Below are 17,168 nucleotides of genomic sequence, written 5' to 3' on the forward strand. Positions count from 1 at the left end.
ACCAGCAACGACGAGCGAACAGCCGCTCTGCCAGACTTCCTCCACACCTACAACCACCACCGCGGCCACACCGCACTCGGCGGAAACCCACCCATCACCCGCGCAAACAACCCTGCGGGTCAATACATCTAGGGCGTGTTGCGAAAGTCCCGCCTGGCCCACGACGCCTGGCACGCGCCCTCGCTGCGTTGTCGGGCTCGTCCGAGTACGTCCGGTACGAGGACGACCCTCCGCCTTGCGAGCGCACCCACCAGACGCCGTGGGCCACGCCCTCCGGGCGAACGGCGCTCCTTTCGAAACACGCCCTAGCCGCATCAGCCGCGGCTCACACGCCAGGTGCATCAGCCGTCCCTCACACTCCAGGTGCGTTGATCACGAGGGGTGCGGACGGACCACCGCAGGGAGCCGGGCCCCGGGGCCGTACGGGTGGACTTGCTGGGTGGTGACCGTGGGCGCGGGGTCCCGGCCGGTGCGATAAGTCATCTTGGCCTCGCAAGGTCCCCTCACCTCTGGAAGAGGCATCCCGCCATGCGTCGTGCCCCCACCCGCCGACTCGCCACCGCCCTCCTCGCCCTCTCCACCCTGGTCCCGCTCACCCTGACGTCGTCCGCGGCCCAGGCCGCCCCGCCCACGGCCGCGGTCACCGCCGTCGACCCGTCTGCCGACGACTGCCCGCCCCAAGGCCTGGACCCCAAGCTCGTGGCCCGCCTCAACAAGGCGATCGAGGACGTGCGCAAGGAGGCCGGCGTCCCCGGCGTGACCGTCGGTCTGTGGCTGCCCGGCCGTGGCAGCTACATCCGGTCGACGGGGGTGGCCGACAAGGCGACCGGCGCGCCGATGAAGCCCGACCTCAACATGCGGATCGGCAGCGAGACCAAGACCTTCACCGCCACGGCCGTCCTGGAGCTGGTCGACCAGGGGCTGGTCAAACTGGACAAGCCGATCTCCACCTACCTCCACGGCGTGCCCGACGGCGAGCACATCACCGTCCGCCAGATGCTGGAGATGCGCAGCGGCCTGTTCTCGTACAGCGCCGACCCGGACTTCGCCCAGGCGCTGTTCAGCGACCCGACCCGGCAGTTCACCCCGAAGGAACTGCTGGCCTACGCCTTCAGCAACCCGAACGTCTTCCCCCCGGGTACGGAGTTCCAGTACTCCAACACCAACTACATCCTCCTCGGTCTGCTCGTGGAGAAGCTCGGCAGGATGCCGCTCGCCGAGTTCATCCAGAAGCGCGTCACCGGGCCGGCCCACCTGAACCACACGTTCCTCCCGAAGGGCGCCGAGTTCCCGTCGCCGCACGCGCACGGGTACACGAACCAGACGCTGACCGGTGATGTCGAGGACGCGACGAACTGGAACCCGAGCTGGGGCTGGGCGGCCGGCTCGATCATCTCCGACCTGCACGACCTGCACCACTGGGCGAAGGTGGTCGCCACCGGCACGCTGCTCACCCCGGCCACCCAGGCGCAGCGGGAGAAGTTCATCCCGGTACCCGGGTTCGACGGTGCCGCGTACGGCCTGGGCCTCTTCAACACCCATGGCTGGATCGGGCACAACGGCTCGCTGCCGGGCTACGAGAGCGTGACGATGTACCTGCCGAAGCAGGACGCCACCATGGTGATCCTGCTCAACACCGACATCCTGCACGACGGCTTCGAGCCGAGCACGCTTTTCGCGAAGGCGATCACCTCGATCATCACCCCGAAGAACGTCTACGAGCTCCCGGCCGAGGGCTGACCGCGCCGCACTCTCCGCAGTCATGACCGAGCGCGGTACCCGGCCTCCCCGGCCGGGTACCGCGCTCGGCCCGCGAACGTGACCCGGCCGTCACTCGGTCACGGTGTCGCCGTGCCGATGGGCCACCCGCCACTCGCCGTCCTCGCGGCGGTACACCTGGGTGGCACGCAAGGTGTAGGTGCGCGGCTGTCCGTCGACGGAGGCGGACGTGTGCTCGAGACCTGCCGTGTAGGCCATGTCGCCCAGAACGTCGTACGTCTGCAGCTCGAACACGTACGAAGTGCAGTCGGAGAAGCTCTTCCCGAGGGAGCTGAAGAGCTGGTCGATCTCCTGCTGACCGTTGGCATTGCGCCACGCCCCCAGGACGCTGACGGGCTCGTTGCGTGACCAGAGCGCCCGGCGGGGAGCCGGATCGCCGTTGTGCAGCGCACGTTCCGCCTCGTACAGGTCGGTCTTCACCCACGCCAGGAAATCGTCGCGGTCGCTCATGCCTTCATCATGCACCCGTCGATGAGGGGTGGCACGGTCAGTCATCGGCGCTGCGCACGGCATGGATACGCCGACGGCGCCGACATCACCTGCCCCGGCACCCGCGCTCAGGCCGGTATCCAGTGCGGCCACCACGGGGGGACGTTGTCCGCGGGGCAGAGCCCGGGGTTGGGTACCCCGGCGACCGCTCCGAACCACGCGAAGTCGGCCCAGACGAGCAGCGCGAGCGCCGTGCAGAGCAGCAAGGGCGGCACGGTCAGCCGGACGGCCAGGGGAGCGGAGAGGGTGATGCGCACCGCCAGGGCGAAGGTGCCGAGCGCGGTCGCGACGGCCGCGATCAGGATCGCCGGGGTGTGGACGAACAGCCGCAGGAGGTCGGGACCCGGGCCCGTCCCGGCATGGCACGAGACCGGCGCCAGCAGGACCAGGTAGGCGCCGAGAAAGCCGGCGAGCGCACCGTGGATTCCCGCGAGTGCCCAGGCCGCCATGCGGTGGCGGGAGCCGAAGGGCGTGAACCTGCCGGGTGGTGAAGGTGTCCGCATGGGGCGGGAGACGGTGTGCGGTACCCGACGGTTCCCCGGCCCGCTCAGGCGGGCCCGGGAGCCGCGCGGACGAAGGCGGCGCCTGCTGCGTGCAGGCGGTGGTGCAGTTCGGTGAAGACCTGGGAGGCGCGGGCGCCCGGCCAGTCGGGGGGCAGCAGGGCGGTGGGGAGGCCGGGGTCGGCGTAGGGGAGTTGGCGCCAGGAGTCGAGGGCGCGGAGGTAGTCGGGAAAGGCGTCGCGCGGGGGGACGTCCGGACGCCGGGACCAGCGGTCGAGCACCGGCTCGTGGGCGTCGAGGAAGGTGCGGTGGAGCTTCGCGATGGCGTCGAGGTCCCACCAGCGGCGGACGGCGGTGGCGGTCGGTTCGAAGCCGAGGTGCGTGCCGTGGAAGAGGTCCACGTAGGAGTCGAGTTCGAGGCGACGCAGGGTGTGGCGGGCCTCCTCCTGGACGTGGGCCGGGGCTATCCAGACGCCGGGCGCCGCGCTGCCGAAGCCGAGCCGGGCCAGCCGGGAGCGCAGCAGGTGGCGCTTGTGGCGCTCGGTCTCGGGGACGGAGAAGACGGCGAGCACCCAGGAGCCGTCGCCGTCGCTGTTGCCGTCGCCTTCGGCAGAGCCGGGGCCGCCGTAGATGCGGCGGTCGCCGTCGGCGAGGAGCTGGCGGGCGTCGTCGGAGAGCGCGTACGCGGCGGCGCCGCCGACACGGTCCGGGACCAGCAGCTCGCGCCGCTTGAGCCGGGAGACGGCCGAGCGGACCGACTGCGGGTCGACGTCCACCGCGCCCATCAGCCGGATGAGGGCGGCGACCGGTACCCGGCCGTCCAGTTCGGCGCGCCCGTAGGCGCCGAAGAAGGTCACGATCAGCGAACTGGGGGTGTGCTCGGTCACATGATCACTCTAGGTCGCGCAGCCGGAAGCGTTGCAGTTTCCCGGTGGGAGTGCGGGGGAGGGCGTCCAGGAAGACGATGTCGCGCGGGCACTTGTAGGGCACGATCACGCCCTTGGCGAAGTCGCGCAGCGCCCCCACCGTGGCCGTGCCGCGAGGTACGCCGTCGCGCAGGACGACGAAGGCGCGGACGATCTGGCCGCGCTCCTCGTCCGGGACGCCGATGACGGCCGCCTCACTGACATCGGGGTGCCGCAGCAGCGCCTCCTCGACCTCCGGGCCCGCGATGTTGTAGCCCGCCGAGATGATCATGTCGTCGGCGCGGGCCACATAGCGGAAGTAGCCGTCGGGTTCACGGACATAGGTGTCTCCCGTGAGGTTCCAGCCGCCCTGCACGTACACGGTCTGGCGCTCGTCGGCGAGGTAGCGGCAGCCGGTCGGGCCGCACACCGCGAGCAGCCCCGGCTCGCCGTCGGGGACCGGCTCCCCGGCGGCGTCGACGATCCGCGCCCGGTACCCGGGCACCGGCAGGCCCGTGGTGCCGGGGCGGATGGCGTCGTCGGCGGCGGAGATGAAGATGTGCAGCAGCTCGGTGGCGCCGATGCCGTTGATGATGCGCAGACCGGTGCGGTCGTGCCACGCCTGCCAGGTGGCCGCGGGCAGATTCTCGCCCGCCGAAACGCAGCGCCGCAGCGACGAGACATCGTACGAGGCGGAGCTGCTCGCGTCATTCAGGTGACCGAGCATCGCCCGGTACGCCGTCGGCGCCGTGAACAGCACGCTCACCCGGTGCCGGGCGACGGCCGCCAGCAACTGCTCCGGTCCGGCCTGCTCCAGCAGCACGCTGGACGCCCCGGCCCGCATCGGGAAGATCACCAGCCCGCCGAGGCCGAAGGTGAAGCCGAGCGGCGGACTGCCCGCGAAGACGTCGTCGGCGCGTGGGCGCAGCACCTGGGCGGAGAACGTGTCGGCGATGGCCAGGACATCGCGGTGGAAGTGCATACAGCCCTTGGGGCGGCCGGTGGTCCCCGAGGTGAAGGCGATGAGCGCGACATCGTCCGACGAGGTGGCGACGTCGGTGAAGTGGTCGGGCTTGTCGGCGGCCCGGCGCAGCAGGTCCTCGGGCGCCTCTCCGCCGTATGTGGTGATCCGCAGGTCCGGGATCTCGGCCTTGGCCAGGTCGTCCACCGACCGCAGATCGCACAGCGCGTGCCGGACGGCCGCGATGTCGCAGATCGTCGCGAGCTCCCCTGAACGCTGCGCGGCCAGTACGGTCACGGCCACCGCACCCGCCTTGAGCACCGCGAACCAGCAGGCCACCAGCCACGGGGTGGTCGGGCCGCGCAGGAGGACCCGGTTGCCGGGCCGCACCCCGAGGTCGTCGGCCAGGACGTGCGCGATACGCGCGGCGGTGGCGTTCAGGTCCTCGTAGGACCAGACCTCGCCGCCGGGGGTGCGCAGACAGGGGGCGCCGGGGCCGCCGCCGGCCAGCAGCTCGGCCGCGCAGTTGAGCCGGTCGGGGTAGTGCAGCGCGGGCAGCTCGAAGGCGAGTTCCGGCCACTGGTCGCGCGGCGGGAGATGGTCCCGCGCGAAGGTGTCCACGTGGGCGGATGGCAGCAGGTCCATGGCGGTACCGCCTTCGTTGGCACCTGAGAGCGGACGAATTCAGCGTAACGTGTTGCTGACGACAGTCAACGGTACGCGATACCGCTTGGAGGCGCCGGATGCCCGCGTTCGCTCTCGACCCGGAACAGCTGAAGTGGTGCGCCGAGGTCCGTTCCCTCGCGGCGGGCCGGCTGCGGCCGCTGGCCGAGGCGGGCGAACCCGGCCGGGTCAACCGCCCGTTGCTCGCGGAACTGGGCGAACTCGGGCTGCTGGAACGGGTCTTCCCGCCCGGCGGCAAGGTGTCGGCGATGGACCTGTGCCTGCTGCGGGAATCGCTGGCCCGTGAATGCACCGAGGCCGAGACGGCCCTCGCCCTGCAGGGACTGGGCGCGCACCCGGTGCTGCACAACGCCGAGCTGGCCGCCCGCTGGATCCCGGAGGTCACGGCGGGCCGGGCCGTCGCCGCCTTCGCGCTCACCGAACCCGCCGCCGGCTCCGACGCAGCGGCGCTGGAGCTGGCCGCCGAGCCGGACGGCACGGGATGGCGGCTGACCGGCGAGAAGTGCTGGATCTCCAACGCTCCGCAGGCCGACTTCTACACGGTCTTCGCCCGCACCACACCCGGCGCGGGGTCGCGCGGGGTGACGGCGTTCCTCGTCCCCGCCGACCGGCCGGGGCTGTCCGGTGAGCATCTGGACATGCTCTCCCCGCACCCCATCGGGCGGCTCGCCTTCGACGGCGTCCCGGTCGGCCCCGGCGATCTGCTGGGCGAGCCGGGCCGGGGCTTCCGTGTCGCCATGGGCACCCTGAACCTGTTCCGGCCCAGCGTCGGGGCGTTCGCCGTCGGCATGGCGCAGGCCGCGCTCGACGCCGCCACCGAGCACGCGGGCGGACGCACCGCCTTCGGCGGGCCGCTGAAGGATCTGCAGGCGGTGTCCCACGCGCTCGCCGAGACCGCGACCCGTACCGAGGCCGCGCGGCTGCTCGTCTACGCCGCGGCGGAGGCGTACGACAGCGGGGCGCCGGATATCGCCAAGCGGTCGGCGATGGCGAAGCTGTACGCGACCGAGACGGCGCAGTTCGCCGTGGACCGCGCGGTCCAGATCCATGGCGCCCGCGCCCTCGAACGCGGCCATCTGCTCGAACACCTCTACCGTGAAGTGCGGGCGCCGCGTATCTACGAAGGTGCCACCGAGGTCCAGCGCACCATCATCGCGAAGGAGCTGTACCGATGAGCCTGCGGCGCATCAACCCGGGCGAGCTGTCGCCGCCCACCGGCTTCAGCCACGCCGTCACCGCGACCGGCCGCACGATGGTCTTCCTGGCCGGCCAGACCGCCCTCGACCAGGCGGGCAAGATCGTCGGCGACACGCTGCCCGCCCAGTTCGAGCTGGCGCTCACCAATCTGCTGGCGGCGCTGGCCGCAGCGGGCGGCGGCCCCGCCGACCTCGCCCGGATCACCGTCCACACCACCGACGTCGCCGCCTACCGGGAGCACGCCGCCGAACTCGGGCGGTTGTGGCGGTCGTTGGCGGGCCGCGACTATCCGGCGATGGCGGTCGTCGGGGTGGTCCGGCTGTGGGACGAGGAAGCGCTGGTGGAACTCGACGGGATCGCCGTCCTGGCGTAGCGCGGGAAGCGTGCGCGGACGTGATCCCGCGGCGTCCCTTGGCACCGCGTAAGCCATGTGACATATTACTGCCGTGCCCACGAGACACTCGCTGGACGTCGTCATCGTCGGGGCCGGGGTGGTCGGCGCGGCCTGCGCCTACTACGCCTCCCGGTCCGGACTGTCCGTCGCCGTGGTCGACCGCGGCTCCGTCGCGGGCGGCACCACGGGCGCCGGTGAAGGCAATCTGCTGGTCTCCGACAAGGAGCCCGGCCCTGAACTCGACCTCGCGCTGCTGTCCACCAGGCTCTGGCGCGAGCTCGCCGACGAACTCCCACCGGAGATCGAGTTCGAGTCCAAGGGCGGCCTCGTCGTAGCGTCCGACGAGGCCCGCCTGGACGCCCTGAGCACGTTCGCGGCCCAGCAGACGGCAGCGGGTGTCACCGCGGCCCGGGTGCCGGCGGACCGGCTGCACGAGTTCGAACCGCATCTGGCGCCCGGCCTCGCCGGCGCCTTCCACTACCCGCAGGACGCCCAGGTCCAGCCCGCCCTGGCCGCCGCCCATCTGCTGCGCGCCGCCCGGCGCGCCGGCGCGCTGCTGTGTCTCGGCGAAGAGGTCACCGCCGTCCTGACCGGCCCCGGCGGCGCGGTCCGCGGGGTGCGCACCGACCGCGGTGAACTGTCGGCACCCGCCGTGGTCAACGCGGCCGGCACCTGGGGCGGCGAACTCGCCGCGCTGGCCGGGGTGGACCTGCCGGTCATGCCCCGGCGCGGCTTCGTCCTCGTCACGGAACCGCTGCCCCGCATCGTCCGGCACAAGGTCTACGCCGCCGACTACGTCGCCGATGTGGCGAGCGGCTCCGCGGCCCTGCAGACGTCACCGGTGGTCGAGGGCACCCCCTCGGGACCGGTGCTCATCGGCGCCAGCCGGGAGCGGGTGGGCTTCGACCGGACGCTGCGGGTCGAGGTGCTGCGCCGGCTCGCGGCCGGGGCCGCCGGGCTCTTCCCGGTGCTGGCCGGGGTCCGGGTGATGCGCGCCTATCACGGCTTCCGGCCCTATCTGCCGGACCATCTGCCCGCGATCGGGCCCGACCCGCGCGCCCCCGGCCTCTTCCACGCCTGTGGCCACGAGGGCGCCGGCATCGGACTCGCGCCCGCGACCGGACTGCTGCTCACCGCCGCGATCCGGGGCCAGCGGCCCGCCCTGGACCTGGCACCGTTCCGCCCCGACCGCTTTCCCGCCGCGGACCCGATTCCCGGCGGGGAACCGGGCGGACCCGTGGACCCGAGAGGACATGACGATGGCGCGTAACCCCGTCGAGCTGGCCGGGGCCACCCCCGAGCCGTCGTTCGAGATCACGATGGACGGCCGCGTCCTGCCCGCGCTGCCGGGCCAGAGCATCGCCGCCGCCCTGTGGTCGGCCGGCATCCTCGCCTGGCGTACCACCCGGGTGAACGGCCGCCCGCGCGGCGCCTTCTGCGGCATCGGCTCCTGCTTCGACTGCCTCGCCACCGTCAACGGCGCCCCGAACCAGCGGGCCTGCCTGGTCCCGGCCCGTCCGGGCGATCTCGTCACCACGCAGGAGGGCCACGGCCGTGCCGATCTCGCCGTCTGAGCCGCCGGTACCTCCGGAGTACGACCTCGCGATCGTGGGCGCGGGCCCCGCCGGACTCTCGGCCGCCGTGGCCGCGGCCGATCTCGGGCTGAGCGTCGTCGTGCTCGACGCGGCCGCCGCCCCCGGCGGTCAGTACTACCGCCATCCCGCGCCGGGGCTCGGTGCCGCGCGCCCCGAGGCGCTGCACCACGGCTGGGCCGCCTTCGCCGCGCTGGTGCGACGGCTCGGCCGGCACACCGGGACCGGCAAGGTCCGGCACCTGACCCACCACCATGTGTGGACGGTGGAACGCGGCAGTTCGACGGCGTGGACGGTGCATGCCGTGACCGGTCCTGACGGGCCGGAGCAGGGCCGGGCGGCCGTGACGTCACGCGCCCTGCTGCTGGCCACCGGCTCCTACGAGCGCCAACTGCCGTTCCCCGGCTGGACGCTGCCCGGGGTGGTCGGTGCGGGTGGCGCCCAGGCGATGCTCAAGTCCGGCCTGGTGCTGCCCGGACGGCGGATCGTCGTCGCGGGCAGCGGCCCGCTGCTGCTGGCGGTCGCCGGCTCGCTGGCCGCCGCGGGCGCGAAGGTGCCCGCCGTCGTCGAGGCGGCCGGGTACACCGCGTACGCCGGAAGCCCCCGGACGCTGGCCGCCAACCCCGGCAAGCTGCTCGAAGGCGCGGTGCACGGCGCCGCCCTGCTGCGCCACGGCCTGCGCCCGCGCACCCGCAGCGCGGTGACCGAGGCTCACGGCACCGACCGGGTGGAGGCCGTCACCGTCTCCCGGCTGGACCGCGACTGGCGTCCCGTGCCGGGCACCGGCCGCCGCATCGCCTGCGACGCGCTCGCGGTGGGCCACGGTCTGGTGCCGCAGCTGGAGCTGGCCACCGGACTCGGCTGCGCCACCCACCGCACCTCCGACGGCACGTACGCGCTCGCTCTCGACGACAGCCAGCGGACCTCGGTGCCCGGCGTCTGGGCGGCCGGCGAGGCCGGAGGAGTGGGCGGCGCCCAACTCGCCCTCGCCGAGGGGGAACTGGCGGCCTTCGCCATCGCGGCCGTGTCGCGTTCCGCGGTACGCCCCGACGCCCGGCGGGCGGTCGCGCTGCGCCGTACCCGAGCCCGGCTGCGGGCCTTCGCGGCGGTCATGGCCGCCGCCCACCGGCCGGGCCCCGGCTGGCCGGACTGGCTGAGCGACGACACCGATGTGTGCCGTTGCGAGGAGGTCTCCGCAGGGGAGGTCCGCGCGGCCGTCACCGATCTCGGCGCCCATGACGCCCGCACCGTCAAGCTGTTCACCCGCGCCGGGATGGGTTGGTGCCAGGGCCGGATGTGCGGCCCGGCGGTCGACTGCCTGGCGCGCGCCGACTCGCACGCAGACGCAGACGCAGACGCAGACGCAGATGCGGACGCCGGCCCCGACCGCCGACCGCTGTCGTGTCCCGTTCCGCTGGCCGCCCTGTCCCGACCGGCGGCTCGGTCCGGTCCGGACGGGCCGCCCCGCTCGTGAGCACGGAAGAACCGTAGGACTCTCCTCGGTGAGCCCCTTGTGGTCTCCGTCCACGACACAGTAAAATGTCACATCTCACTAAGGGAGAACCACCGTGACCACGAACACCCCGCCCCGCGACCAGCCCTGGCACGGCATCATGGTCGCCACCGCCCTCCCGTTCCATGCCGACCTGCGCGTGGACCACGACGGTTACGCCGAGCACGTCGCCTGGCTCATCGAGTCCGGCTGCGACGGTGTCGTTCCCAACGGCTCCCTGGGGGAGTACCAGACCCTGACCGACGACGAGCGGGCCCGGGTCGTCCGTACCGCCGTCGAGGCGGCCGGTGACGGGGACCGCGTCATGCCCGGTGTCGCCGCCTACGGCAGCGCCGAGGCCCGCCGCTGGGCCGAACAGGCCGGAGAGGCCGGTGCCGGCTCCGTCCTGCTGCTGCCGCCCAACGCCTACCGCGCCGACGAGCGGGCGGTGCGCGCGCACTACGCCGAGGTGGCCAGGGCCGGGCTGCCGGTCGTCGCGTACAACAACCCGTACGACACCAAGGTCGACCTCGCTCCGCAGCTGCTCGCCGAGCTCTACAACGAGGGCAGCATCGTCGCGGTCAAGGAGTTCACCGGCGATGTCCGCCGGGCCTACGAGATCGCCGAACTCGCCCCCGGACTGGATCTGTTGGTCGGGGCCGACGACGTCCTGCTCGAACTCGGCATCGCGGGCGCCGTGGGCTGGATCGCGGGCTACCCCAACGCGTTCCCCGAGGCCTGCGCCACCCTGTACCGGGCGGCGCTCTCCGGCGACCTCGACACCGCGGTGCCGCTCTACCGCGCGCTGCACCCGCTGCTGCGCTGGGACTCCAAGCCCGAGTTCGTCCAGGCCATCAAGGTGTCCATGGACCTCGTGGGCCGGCCCGGCGGCCCGGTCCGCCCGCCGCGCTCCCCGCTCCCGGCCGACATCGAGGCCGTGGTCCGCGCGGCGACCGAGAAGGCGATGGCCGAAGGACTCGGCTGACCCACGAGAAGGCCGACGAGCAGGCCGACGGGCTGGCCAACGAGCAAGTCAGCGAGCCAGTCAACGAGAACTCCGACGAGAAGGAGGACCCCTTGCGCAGCCGGAACATCTACCACGCCGTCGACTCGCACACCGAAGGCATGCCGACCCGCGTCATCACCGGCGGCGTGGGCGTCATCCCCGGCGCCACGATGGCCGAGCGCCGGCTGTACTTCATGGAGCACCACGACCGGGTGCGCACGCTGCTGATGTACGAGCCGCGCGGGCACTCGTCGATGAGCGGCGCGATCCTGCAGCCGCCGACGCGGCCCGACGCGGACTACGGGGTGCTGTACATCGAGGTCTCCGGCTACCTCCCGATGTGCGGCCACGGCACCATCGGCGTCGCCACCGTCCTCGTCGAGACGGGGATGGTGCCGGTCACCGAACCGGTCACCACCGTCCGGCTGGACACCCCCGCCGGGCTCGTCACCGTCGACGTCCAGGTCGAGGACGGGGAGGCCACCGCCGTCACCCTCCGGAACGTCCCGGCGTTCTCCGCCGGCCTGGACCTCAAGGTCGACGTCCCCGGCCACGGGACGCTCACCTACGACCTCGCCTACGGGGGCAACTTCTACGCGATGCTGCCGCTGGCCGACCTCGGGCTGCCCTTCGACCGGGAGCGCAAGAACGACATCCTCGCCGCCGGGCTCGCCGTCATGGAGGCCATCAACGCGGCGGACCGGCCGGTGCACCCGGAGGACCCGGACATCAACGGGGTCAAGCACGTCCAGCTGATCGCCCCCGGCTCCGACGCGCGGCTGTCCCGGCACGCGATGGCCATCCACCCCGGCTGGTTCGACCGCTCGCCGTGCGGCACCGGCACCTCGGCGCGGATGGCGCAGCTGCACGCGCGTGGTGAACTCCCGCTGCACACCGACTTCGTCAACGAGTCCTTCATCGGAACGTCCTTCACCGGCCGGCTCGTCGAGGAGACCACGGTCGGCGGGCTGCCCGCCGTGGTGCCCACGGTCACCGGCCGCGCCTGGATCACCGGCACCGCCCAGTACTTCCTCGACCCGTCCGACCCCTTCCCCGGCGGGTTCCTGCTGTGATCACCGACGGCGGGTACGGTCGGGAGGAAGGGGCTCACCGGGCCGCGGTGCCGCCCTCCGACGACCTTCCGGGAACGGGACCACCGCTGTGACACTGCCGCACCTCGACGCCACCGCCATCGCCCGGCTCCTCGGGCCCGCCGACGCGGCGGACGCCGTCGAGGCGGTGCTGCGCGGCGGGCTCGACCCGGAGACCGGGCCGCCGCGCACCGGCGTCCCGGTCCCGGCCGGCGAGCTGCTGCTGATGCCCGCCGCCACGAAGGACTTCGCCGGGGTGAAGATCGCCGGGGTGGCGCCGGGCAATCCGGCCCGCGGGCTGCCCCGGATCACCGGCAGCTACCTCCTCCTCGACGGCGCGACCCTCCAGCCGGTCGCGCTGCTCGACGGGCCCGCCCTCACCTCGCTGCGCACCCCGGCGGTGTCCGCCGTCGCGATCCGCCATCTGGCCGTGCCCGACGCCTCGCACCTCGTCCTGTTCGGAGCGGGGCCGCAGGCGTACGGGCACCTGGCGGCGGCCCTCGCGGTCCGGCCGCTGACCCGGCTCACCGTGGTCGCCCGCAGACCCGAGCCCGCGCGGGCGCTGGTGGCCCACGCCCGCCGGCTGGGACTGGACGCCGTGACCGGCGGACCCGACGCGGTGGCCAAGGCCGACCTGGTGATCTGCTGCACCACGGCCCGCACTCCGCTGTTCGACGGCAGCACCGTCGCCGGGCACACGACCGTGGTCGCCGTCGGCTCGCACGAACCGTCGGCCCGCGAGACCGACACCGCGCTGGTGACCCGGGCCACCGTCGTCGTCGAGGCGCGGTCGGCCGCGCTGCGCGAGGCGGGGGACATCCTGGTCCCGATCGCGGAGGGCGCCTACCGGCCGGAGGATCTCGCGGGCACCCTCGCCGACCTCGTCGCCGGCCGGCTGCGCCCTGAAGCGGGTCGCCCGCGCTTCTTCAAGGGCACGGGTATGGCGTGGCAGGATCTCGCCGTAGCTGCTGAGATCTTCCGGGCCGCGAAAGCAACGTGACATTGTACGCTGGAGCTCCGCGCGATGACGGAGGAACAGCGATGGGTGACCTGAAGCAGCGCAACCTGATCACAGCGCAGGAGCGGCTGCGCGATCAGGTGGGCCACGCCCTGCGTGCCGCGCTCATCGCCGGTGAACTGCGCCCCGGCGTCGTCTACTCGGCGCCCGCCCTCGCCGCGGACTTCGGCATCTCCGCCACCCCGGTGCGTGAGGCGATGCTCGACCTGGCGCGCGAGGGCCTGGTCGAACCAGTGCGCAACAAGGGCTTCCGGGTCACCGAGATGAACGAGCGCGACCTCGACCAGTACACCGAGATCCGCGCCCTCATCGAGGTCCCGACCGTCGGCCGGGTCACCCGCACCGCCACCCCGGAACAGCTGGAGGAACTGCGGCCGGCCGCCGAGGAGATCGTCGCCGCCGCCCGGGCGCACGACCTCATCGGCTATCTGGAGGCCGACCGCCGTTTCCACCTCACCCTCCTCGGCCTGGCCGGGAACGAGCGGCTGGTCGAGGCCGTCGGCGATCTCCGCAAGCGTTCCCGGCTGTACGGGCTGACCCGGCTGGACGAGCGCGGCGAGCTGGTCTCGTCGGCCGAGGAGCACATCGAGCTGCTCGACCTGATGATTTTCGGGGACGCGGAGGCCGCGGAGGAGTGCATGGCCCGGCACCTCGGGCATGTGCGGTCGCTGTGGGCGGTGGGCAAGGAGGAGCCGGCCGCGGCGAAGCCGGAGCCGGTCCTCAAGCGCAAGCTCGGCAAGGCTTAGGCCGGTTGCCCTGCGGGGCGAGGGCGAAAGCCCCGCAGGGCGCCCCCGCTAACCGAGCAGCTCGCCCATCCAGCTCTCGATCCCCGCGACATCGCGCGGCAGCGCCCCCGACATCAGCCGGGCCCCGTCGGACGTGATGACCAGGTCGTCCTCGATCCGGATGCCGATGCCGCGCAGTTCCAGCGGCAGCGTCTCGTCGTCGGGCTGGAGGTACAGGCCCGGTTCGACGGTGAGGACATGGCCCTCCTCCAGTACCGCGTCGAGGTAGGTCTCGGCGCGGGCCTGGGCGCAGTCGTGCACGTCGAGGCCGAGCATGTGGCCGCTGCTGCACAGCGTGTAGCGGCGGTAGAGGCCGCTGTCCTCGGCGAGCGCCTCGTCGGCGGAGATCCGCAGCACGCCCCAGTCGGCGAGCCCTTCGGCGATGACGCGCATGCCCGCGAGGTGGAAGTCCCGGAAGCTGGCGCCGGGTTTGAGGGCCGCGATACCGGCGTCCTGGGCCGCCAGGACCAGTTCGTACAGCTGGCGCTGGACGGGGGAGAAGATGCCGGACAGCGGCAGGGTGCGGGTGACGTCGGCGGTGTAGAGGGTGTCGGCCTCCACGCCCGCGTCGAGCAGCAGCAGTTGCGTGGGGTCGAGTGCGCCGTCGTTGCGTATCCAGTGCAGTACGCAGGCGTGCGCGCCGGACGCGGCGATGGTGTTGTACCCGGTGCCGTTGCCCTCGGCGCGGGCGCGCTGGTTGAACGCCCCCTCGATCCAGCGTTCGCCGCGCGCGTGCCGCAGGGCGCGCGGCAGGGACCGTACGGCGTCCTCGAAGCCGGCGACCGTGTGGTCGACGGCGAGTTGCAGCTGGCCGACCTCCCACGCGTCCTTCACCAGCCGCAACTCCGAGAGCGCACTGGCGAGTTCGGTGTCCGTCGTGGCGTCGCGGCCCGGCGGCAGTGCGCCGAACCCGTCGAGGTGCTCGCACCGGATGCCGGTCATCCGCTCGGCTTCCGCGAGGTCGGGGCGGCGCCCGACCCAGAACTCCCCGTAGCGGCGGTCGCGGTAGAACCCGGCCTCGGTGCGCGGTGAGCGCGGCCGCAGATACAGCACGGCCTCGTGCCCGGAGGGCCCGGACGGCTCCAGGACGAGGACGTTGCCGGGCTGGTCCTCGCCGGTCAGGCCGGTGAGCCAGGCGTAGGCACTGTGCGGGCGGAAGCGGTAGTCGTCGTCGTTGGATCGGGCCTTGAGCTGCCCGGCGGGGACGACGAGCCGCTCGCCGGGGAAGCGGGCGGAGAGCCGGTCGCGGCGGGCCGGGGTGAGGTGCGAGGCGGGAACGCGGGTGCCGTCGGGCAGCGGAGTGGCGGCCCAGCCGGCGCCCATGAAGGCGTCCAGCGCCGGCGAGGTGGGCAGATCATGACTTCCCGTATGCAGTCGGGCGGGGGTTCCGTTCATCGATGAGCTCCTTCGGACACGGGTCGGTAACGGCGACGCACACATCTTGTCAGTGCAATTTCACATTACTATGTTACGGGTCACATCTTAGAGTGCCGTTCTTCTCAGCGGAGTGACTCATATGACCAAGCGCACCCAACTCGCCCTGTCCACCGCCCTCCTGGCGTCCCTCACCCTCGGTCTCGCGGGCTGTTCCGACGATGCGAAGGGCAGTCGGAGCGGCAAGGGGAAGAACCCGGCGGCGGCCAACGAAGGTCAGGTCGTCGGCGGCACCCCGGTGAAGGGCGGCACCCTCACCGTCCTGTCCAACCAGGACTTCTCGCACCTGGACCCGGCCCGCAACTGGACGATGCCGAACATGGACATGGGGATCCGGCTGCTCTACCGGACCCTGACCACCTTCAAGAGCGAGCCCGGCAAGGCCGGCAGCGAGATCGTCCCCGACCTGGCCACCGACCTCGGCACGCCCACCGAGGGCGGCAAGGTGTGGACCTTCACCCTCAAGAAGGGCCTGAAGTACGAGGACGGCACCCCGATCACCGCCAAGGACGTCAAGTACAACGTCGAGCGGTCGTTCTCCCCCGACCTCACCGGCGGACCCGACTACGCCGCCCAGTACCTGGCCGACACCAAGGGCTACCAGGGCCCCCTGACGGGCAAGCACCTCAGCTCCATCGAGACCCCCGACGACCTCACCATCGTCTTCAAGCTCAAGCGCCCGGTCGCCGACTTCGCCTCCACGGCCACGCTGCCCACCTTCTCGCCCGTACCGCAGGCCCAGGAGAAGGGCGCGCAGTACGACGCCCGGCCGTTCTCCTCCGGCCCGTACAAGGTCGAGAGCTACGACCGGGGCAAGAAGCTGGTCCTGGTCCGCAACACGAACTGGGACGCCGCCACCGACACCGTCCGCAAGGCGTACCCGGACCGTTTCGTGTTCGTCCAGGGGCTCAAGGGCGGTCAGGTCGACGACCGCGTCATCGCCTCCGCGGGCGGCGACGCCTCCACGATCGAGTGGTCCAACATGCGGCCGGAGAGCGCGCCGAAGGTGCTGCCCAAGGCCGACGTCAAGGGCCGGCTGATCGCCGAGTCCTCCGGCTGCACCGAGATGCTGCAACTCAACACCAGCAAGGCCCCGTTCAACGACCCCAAGGTCCGTGAGGCCATGCAGTACGCGGTCGACAAGGCGTCGCTGCTCACCGCGTCCGGCGGCCCCGCGCTCAACGACATCGCCACCGCCTATCTGCCGCCGGCCCTCACCGGCGCCAAGCAGGCCGACACCCTGAAGATCGCGCCGGCCGGCGACGTCGCCAAGGCCAAGGACCTGCTGAAGGCGGCCGGCAAGGACGGCGGCTTCGGGGCCACCTTCACCGTCTCCACCGGCGACAAGACCAGGGCCGAGGCGATCCAGCAGGGCCTGTCCCGGGTCGGGGTCGCGGTCACCATCAACACCGTCGACCCGTCCGCCTACTACGAGTCGATCGGCGACATCAAGAGCGCGCCCGACATGGTGATGGCCGGCTGGTGCCCCGACTACCCGTCGGGCTCCACCTTCCTGCCCTTCGTCTTCGACGGCCGCACCATCAGGGACAAGGGCAACCAGGGCAACTACTCGCAGTTCCGCGACGACGCGGTCATGAAGCGGATGGACGAGATCGCCGCGATGTCCGACGCGGCCAAGGCCAACCAGGCCTGGATCGACCTCGACGCGCAGATCATGGCCAAGTCCCCGGCCGTGCCGCTGATGCTGGAGCGCAAGCCGCTGCTGGTCGGCACCAACATCGCGGGCGCCTTCGGCCACCCGGTGTGGTCGGGCCAGCTCGACTACGCGGCCATCGGTCTCAAGGACCCGTCCAAGAGCCAGGGCTGAGGGGCGTACGGCG

The 17,168-nt window shown here is 72.5% G+C and carries 16 protein-coding genes and 1 pseudogene; 12 read left to right on the top strand and 5 right to left on the bottom strand.

What is annotated here, in order from left to right; translation table 11 throughout:
• A pseudogene (locus G3I60_RS40305) lies at window positions 1-132 on the top strand (IS481 family transposase); the annotation flags it as partial.
• A 396-nt stretch (window positions 133-528) separates the two neighbouring features.
• Window positions 529-1,740 carry a serine hydrolase gene (locus G3I60_RS40310; protein ID WP_164294547.1) on the top strand — a complete coding sequence of 404 codons (1,212 nt, stop codon included), beginning with the start codon at window positions 529-531 and terminating at the stop codon, window positions 1,738-1,740.
• Window positions 1,741-1,830: 90 nt separating this feature from the next.
• Here the strand turns inward: G3I60_RS40310 and G3I60_RS40315 are convergent, their stop codons facing one another.
• The 4 genes from G3I60_RS40315 to G3I60_RS40330 all read right to left on the bottom strand — a co-directional run bounded on the left by G3I60_RS40315 (window position 1,831) and on the right by G3I60_RS40330 (window position 5,279).
• A complete protein-coding gene (locus G3I60_RS40315; protein ID WP_164294548.1) occupies window positions 1,831-2,229 on the bottom strand; it encodes a nuclear transport factor 2 family protein in 399 nt (132 codons plus the stop codon).
• A gap of 107 nt (window positions 2,230-2,336) precedes the next feature.
• Window positions 2,337-2,717 (bottom strand): hypothetical protein, encoded by a 381-nt coding sequence (locus G3I60_RS40320; protein ID WP_164294549.1) that lies wholly within the window; start codon window positions 2,715-2,717, stop codon window positions 2,337-2,339.
• Window positions 2,718-2,815: 98 nt separating this feature from the next.
• The gene (locus G3I60_RS40325) at window positions 2,816-3,655 is read right to left on the bottom strand and encodes a PaaX family transcriptional regulator C-terminal domain-containing protein (protein WP_164294550.1); all 840 of its coding nucleotides are present in this window, start codon (window positions 3,653-3,655) and stop codon (window positions 2,816-2,818) included.
• A gap of 4 nt (window positions 3,656-3,659) precedes the next feature.
• Window positions 3,660-5,279, bottom strand: a complete 1,620-nt coding sequence (locus G3I60_RS40330) for an AMP-binding protein (RefSeq protein ID WP_164294551.1) — start codon at window positions 5,277-5,279, stop codon at window positions 3,660-3,662.
• Between the two features lie 98 nt (window positions 5,280-5,377).
• Here G3I60_RS40330 and G3I60_RS40335 point away from each other — a divergent pair, with 98 nt between their 5' ends.
• The 9 genes from G3I60_RS40335 (at window position 5,378) to G3I60_RS40375 (ending at window position 13,854) form a co-directional block, all read left to right on the top strand.
• Window positions 5,378-6,493, top strand: coding sequence for an acyl-CoA dehydrogenase family protein (locus G3I60_RS40335; RefSeq protein WP_164294552.1), 1,116 nt, complete (start codon window positions 5,378-5,380; stop codon window positions 6,491-6,493).
• Entirely contained in the window at window positions 6,490-6,888 is a 399-nt protein-coding gene (locus tag G3I60_RS40340) for a RidA family protein (protein WP_138356535.1), read from the top strand. The genes G3I60_RS40335 and G3I60_RS40340 overlap by 4 nt, the downstream gene beginning before the upstream one ends.
• A gap of 73 nt (window positions 6,889-6,961) precedes the next feature.
• Window positions 6,962-8,179, top strand: a complete 1,218-nt coding sequence (locus tag G3I60_RS40345; RefSeq protein ID WP_164294553.1) for an FAD-binding oxidoreductase — start codon at window positions 6,962-6,964, stop codon at window positions 8,177-8,179.
• Entirely contained in the window at window positions 8,169-8,483 is a 315-nt protein-coding gene (locus G3I60_RS40350) for a (2Fe-2S)-binding protein (protein ID WP_138356537.1), read from the top strand. The genes G3I60_RS40345 and G3I60_RS40350 overlap by 11 nt, the downstream gene beginning before the upstream one ends.
• The gene (locus G3I60_RS40355) at window positions 8,464-9,975 is read left to right on the top strand and encodes an NAD(P)/FAD-dependent oxidoreductase (RefSeq protein ID WP_164608451.1); all 1,512 of its coding nucleotides are present in this window, start codon (window positions 8,464-8,466) and stop codon (window positions 9,973-9,975) included. Before G3I60_RS40350 ends, G3I60_RS40355 begins: the two co-directional genes overlap by 20 nt.
• 139 nt (window positions 9,976-10,114) lie before the next feature.
• A complete protein-coding gene (locus G3I60_RS40360; RefSeq protein WP_164294570.1) occupies window positions 10,115-10,978 on the top strand; it encodes a dihydrodipicolinate synthase family protein in 864 nt (287 codons plus the stop codon).
• Between the two features lie 92 nt (window positions 10,979-11,070).
• A complete protein-coding gene (locus G3I60_RS40365) occupies window positions 11,071-12,072 on the top strand; it encodes a proline racemase family protein (protein ID WP_164294555.1) in 1,002 nt (333 codons plus the stop codon).
• Window positions 12,073-12,160: 88 nt separating this feature from the next.
• Window positions 12,161-13,090, top strand: coding sequence for an ornithine cyclodeaminase family protein (locus tag G3I60_RS40370; RefSeq protein WP_343241094.1), 930 nt, complete (start codon window positions 12,161-12,163; stop codon window positions 13,088-13,090).
• 41 nt (window positions 13,091-13,131) lie between these two features.
• A complete protein-coding gene (locus G3I60_RS40375; RefSeq protein WP_138356540.1) occupies window positions 13,132-13,854 on the top strand; it encodes a GntR family transcriptional regulator in 723 nt (240 codons plus the stop codon).
• Window positions 13,855-13,902: 48 nt separating this feature from the next.
• Here the strand turns inward: G3I60_RS40375 and G3I60_RS40380 are convergent, their stop codons facing one another.
• Window positions 13,903-15,288, bottom strand: a complete 1,386-nt coding sequence (locus G3I60_RS40380; protein ID WP_164294556.1) for an aminopeptidase P family protein — start codon at window positions 15,286-15,288, stop codon at window positions 13,903-13,905.
• Window positions 15,289-15,409: 121 nt separating this feature from the next.
• On the opposite strand from G3I60_RS40380, the gene G3I60_RS40385 reads away from it, so the two are divergent.
• A complete protein-coding gene (locus G3I60_RS40385; RefSeq protein WP_164294557.1) occupies window positions 15,410-17,155 on the top strand; it encodes an ABC transporter substrate-binding protein in 1,746 nt (581 codons plus the stop codon).
• The last annotated feature ends 13 nt before the right edge of the window (window positions 17,156-17,168 follow it).

This window comes from Streptomyces sp. SID13666 (assembly GCF_010548325.1).
In the GTDB taxonomy this organism is placed as follows: Bacteria; Actinomycetota; Actinomycetes; order Streptomycetales; family Streptomycetaceae; genus Actinacidiphila; species Actinacidiphila fildesensis.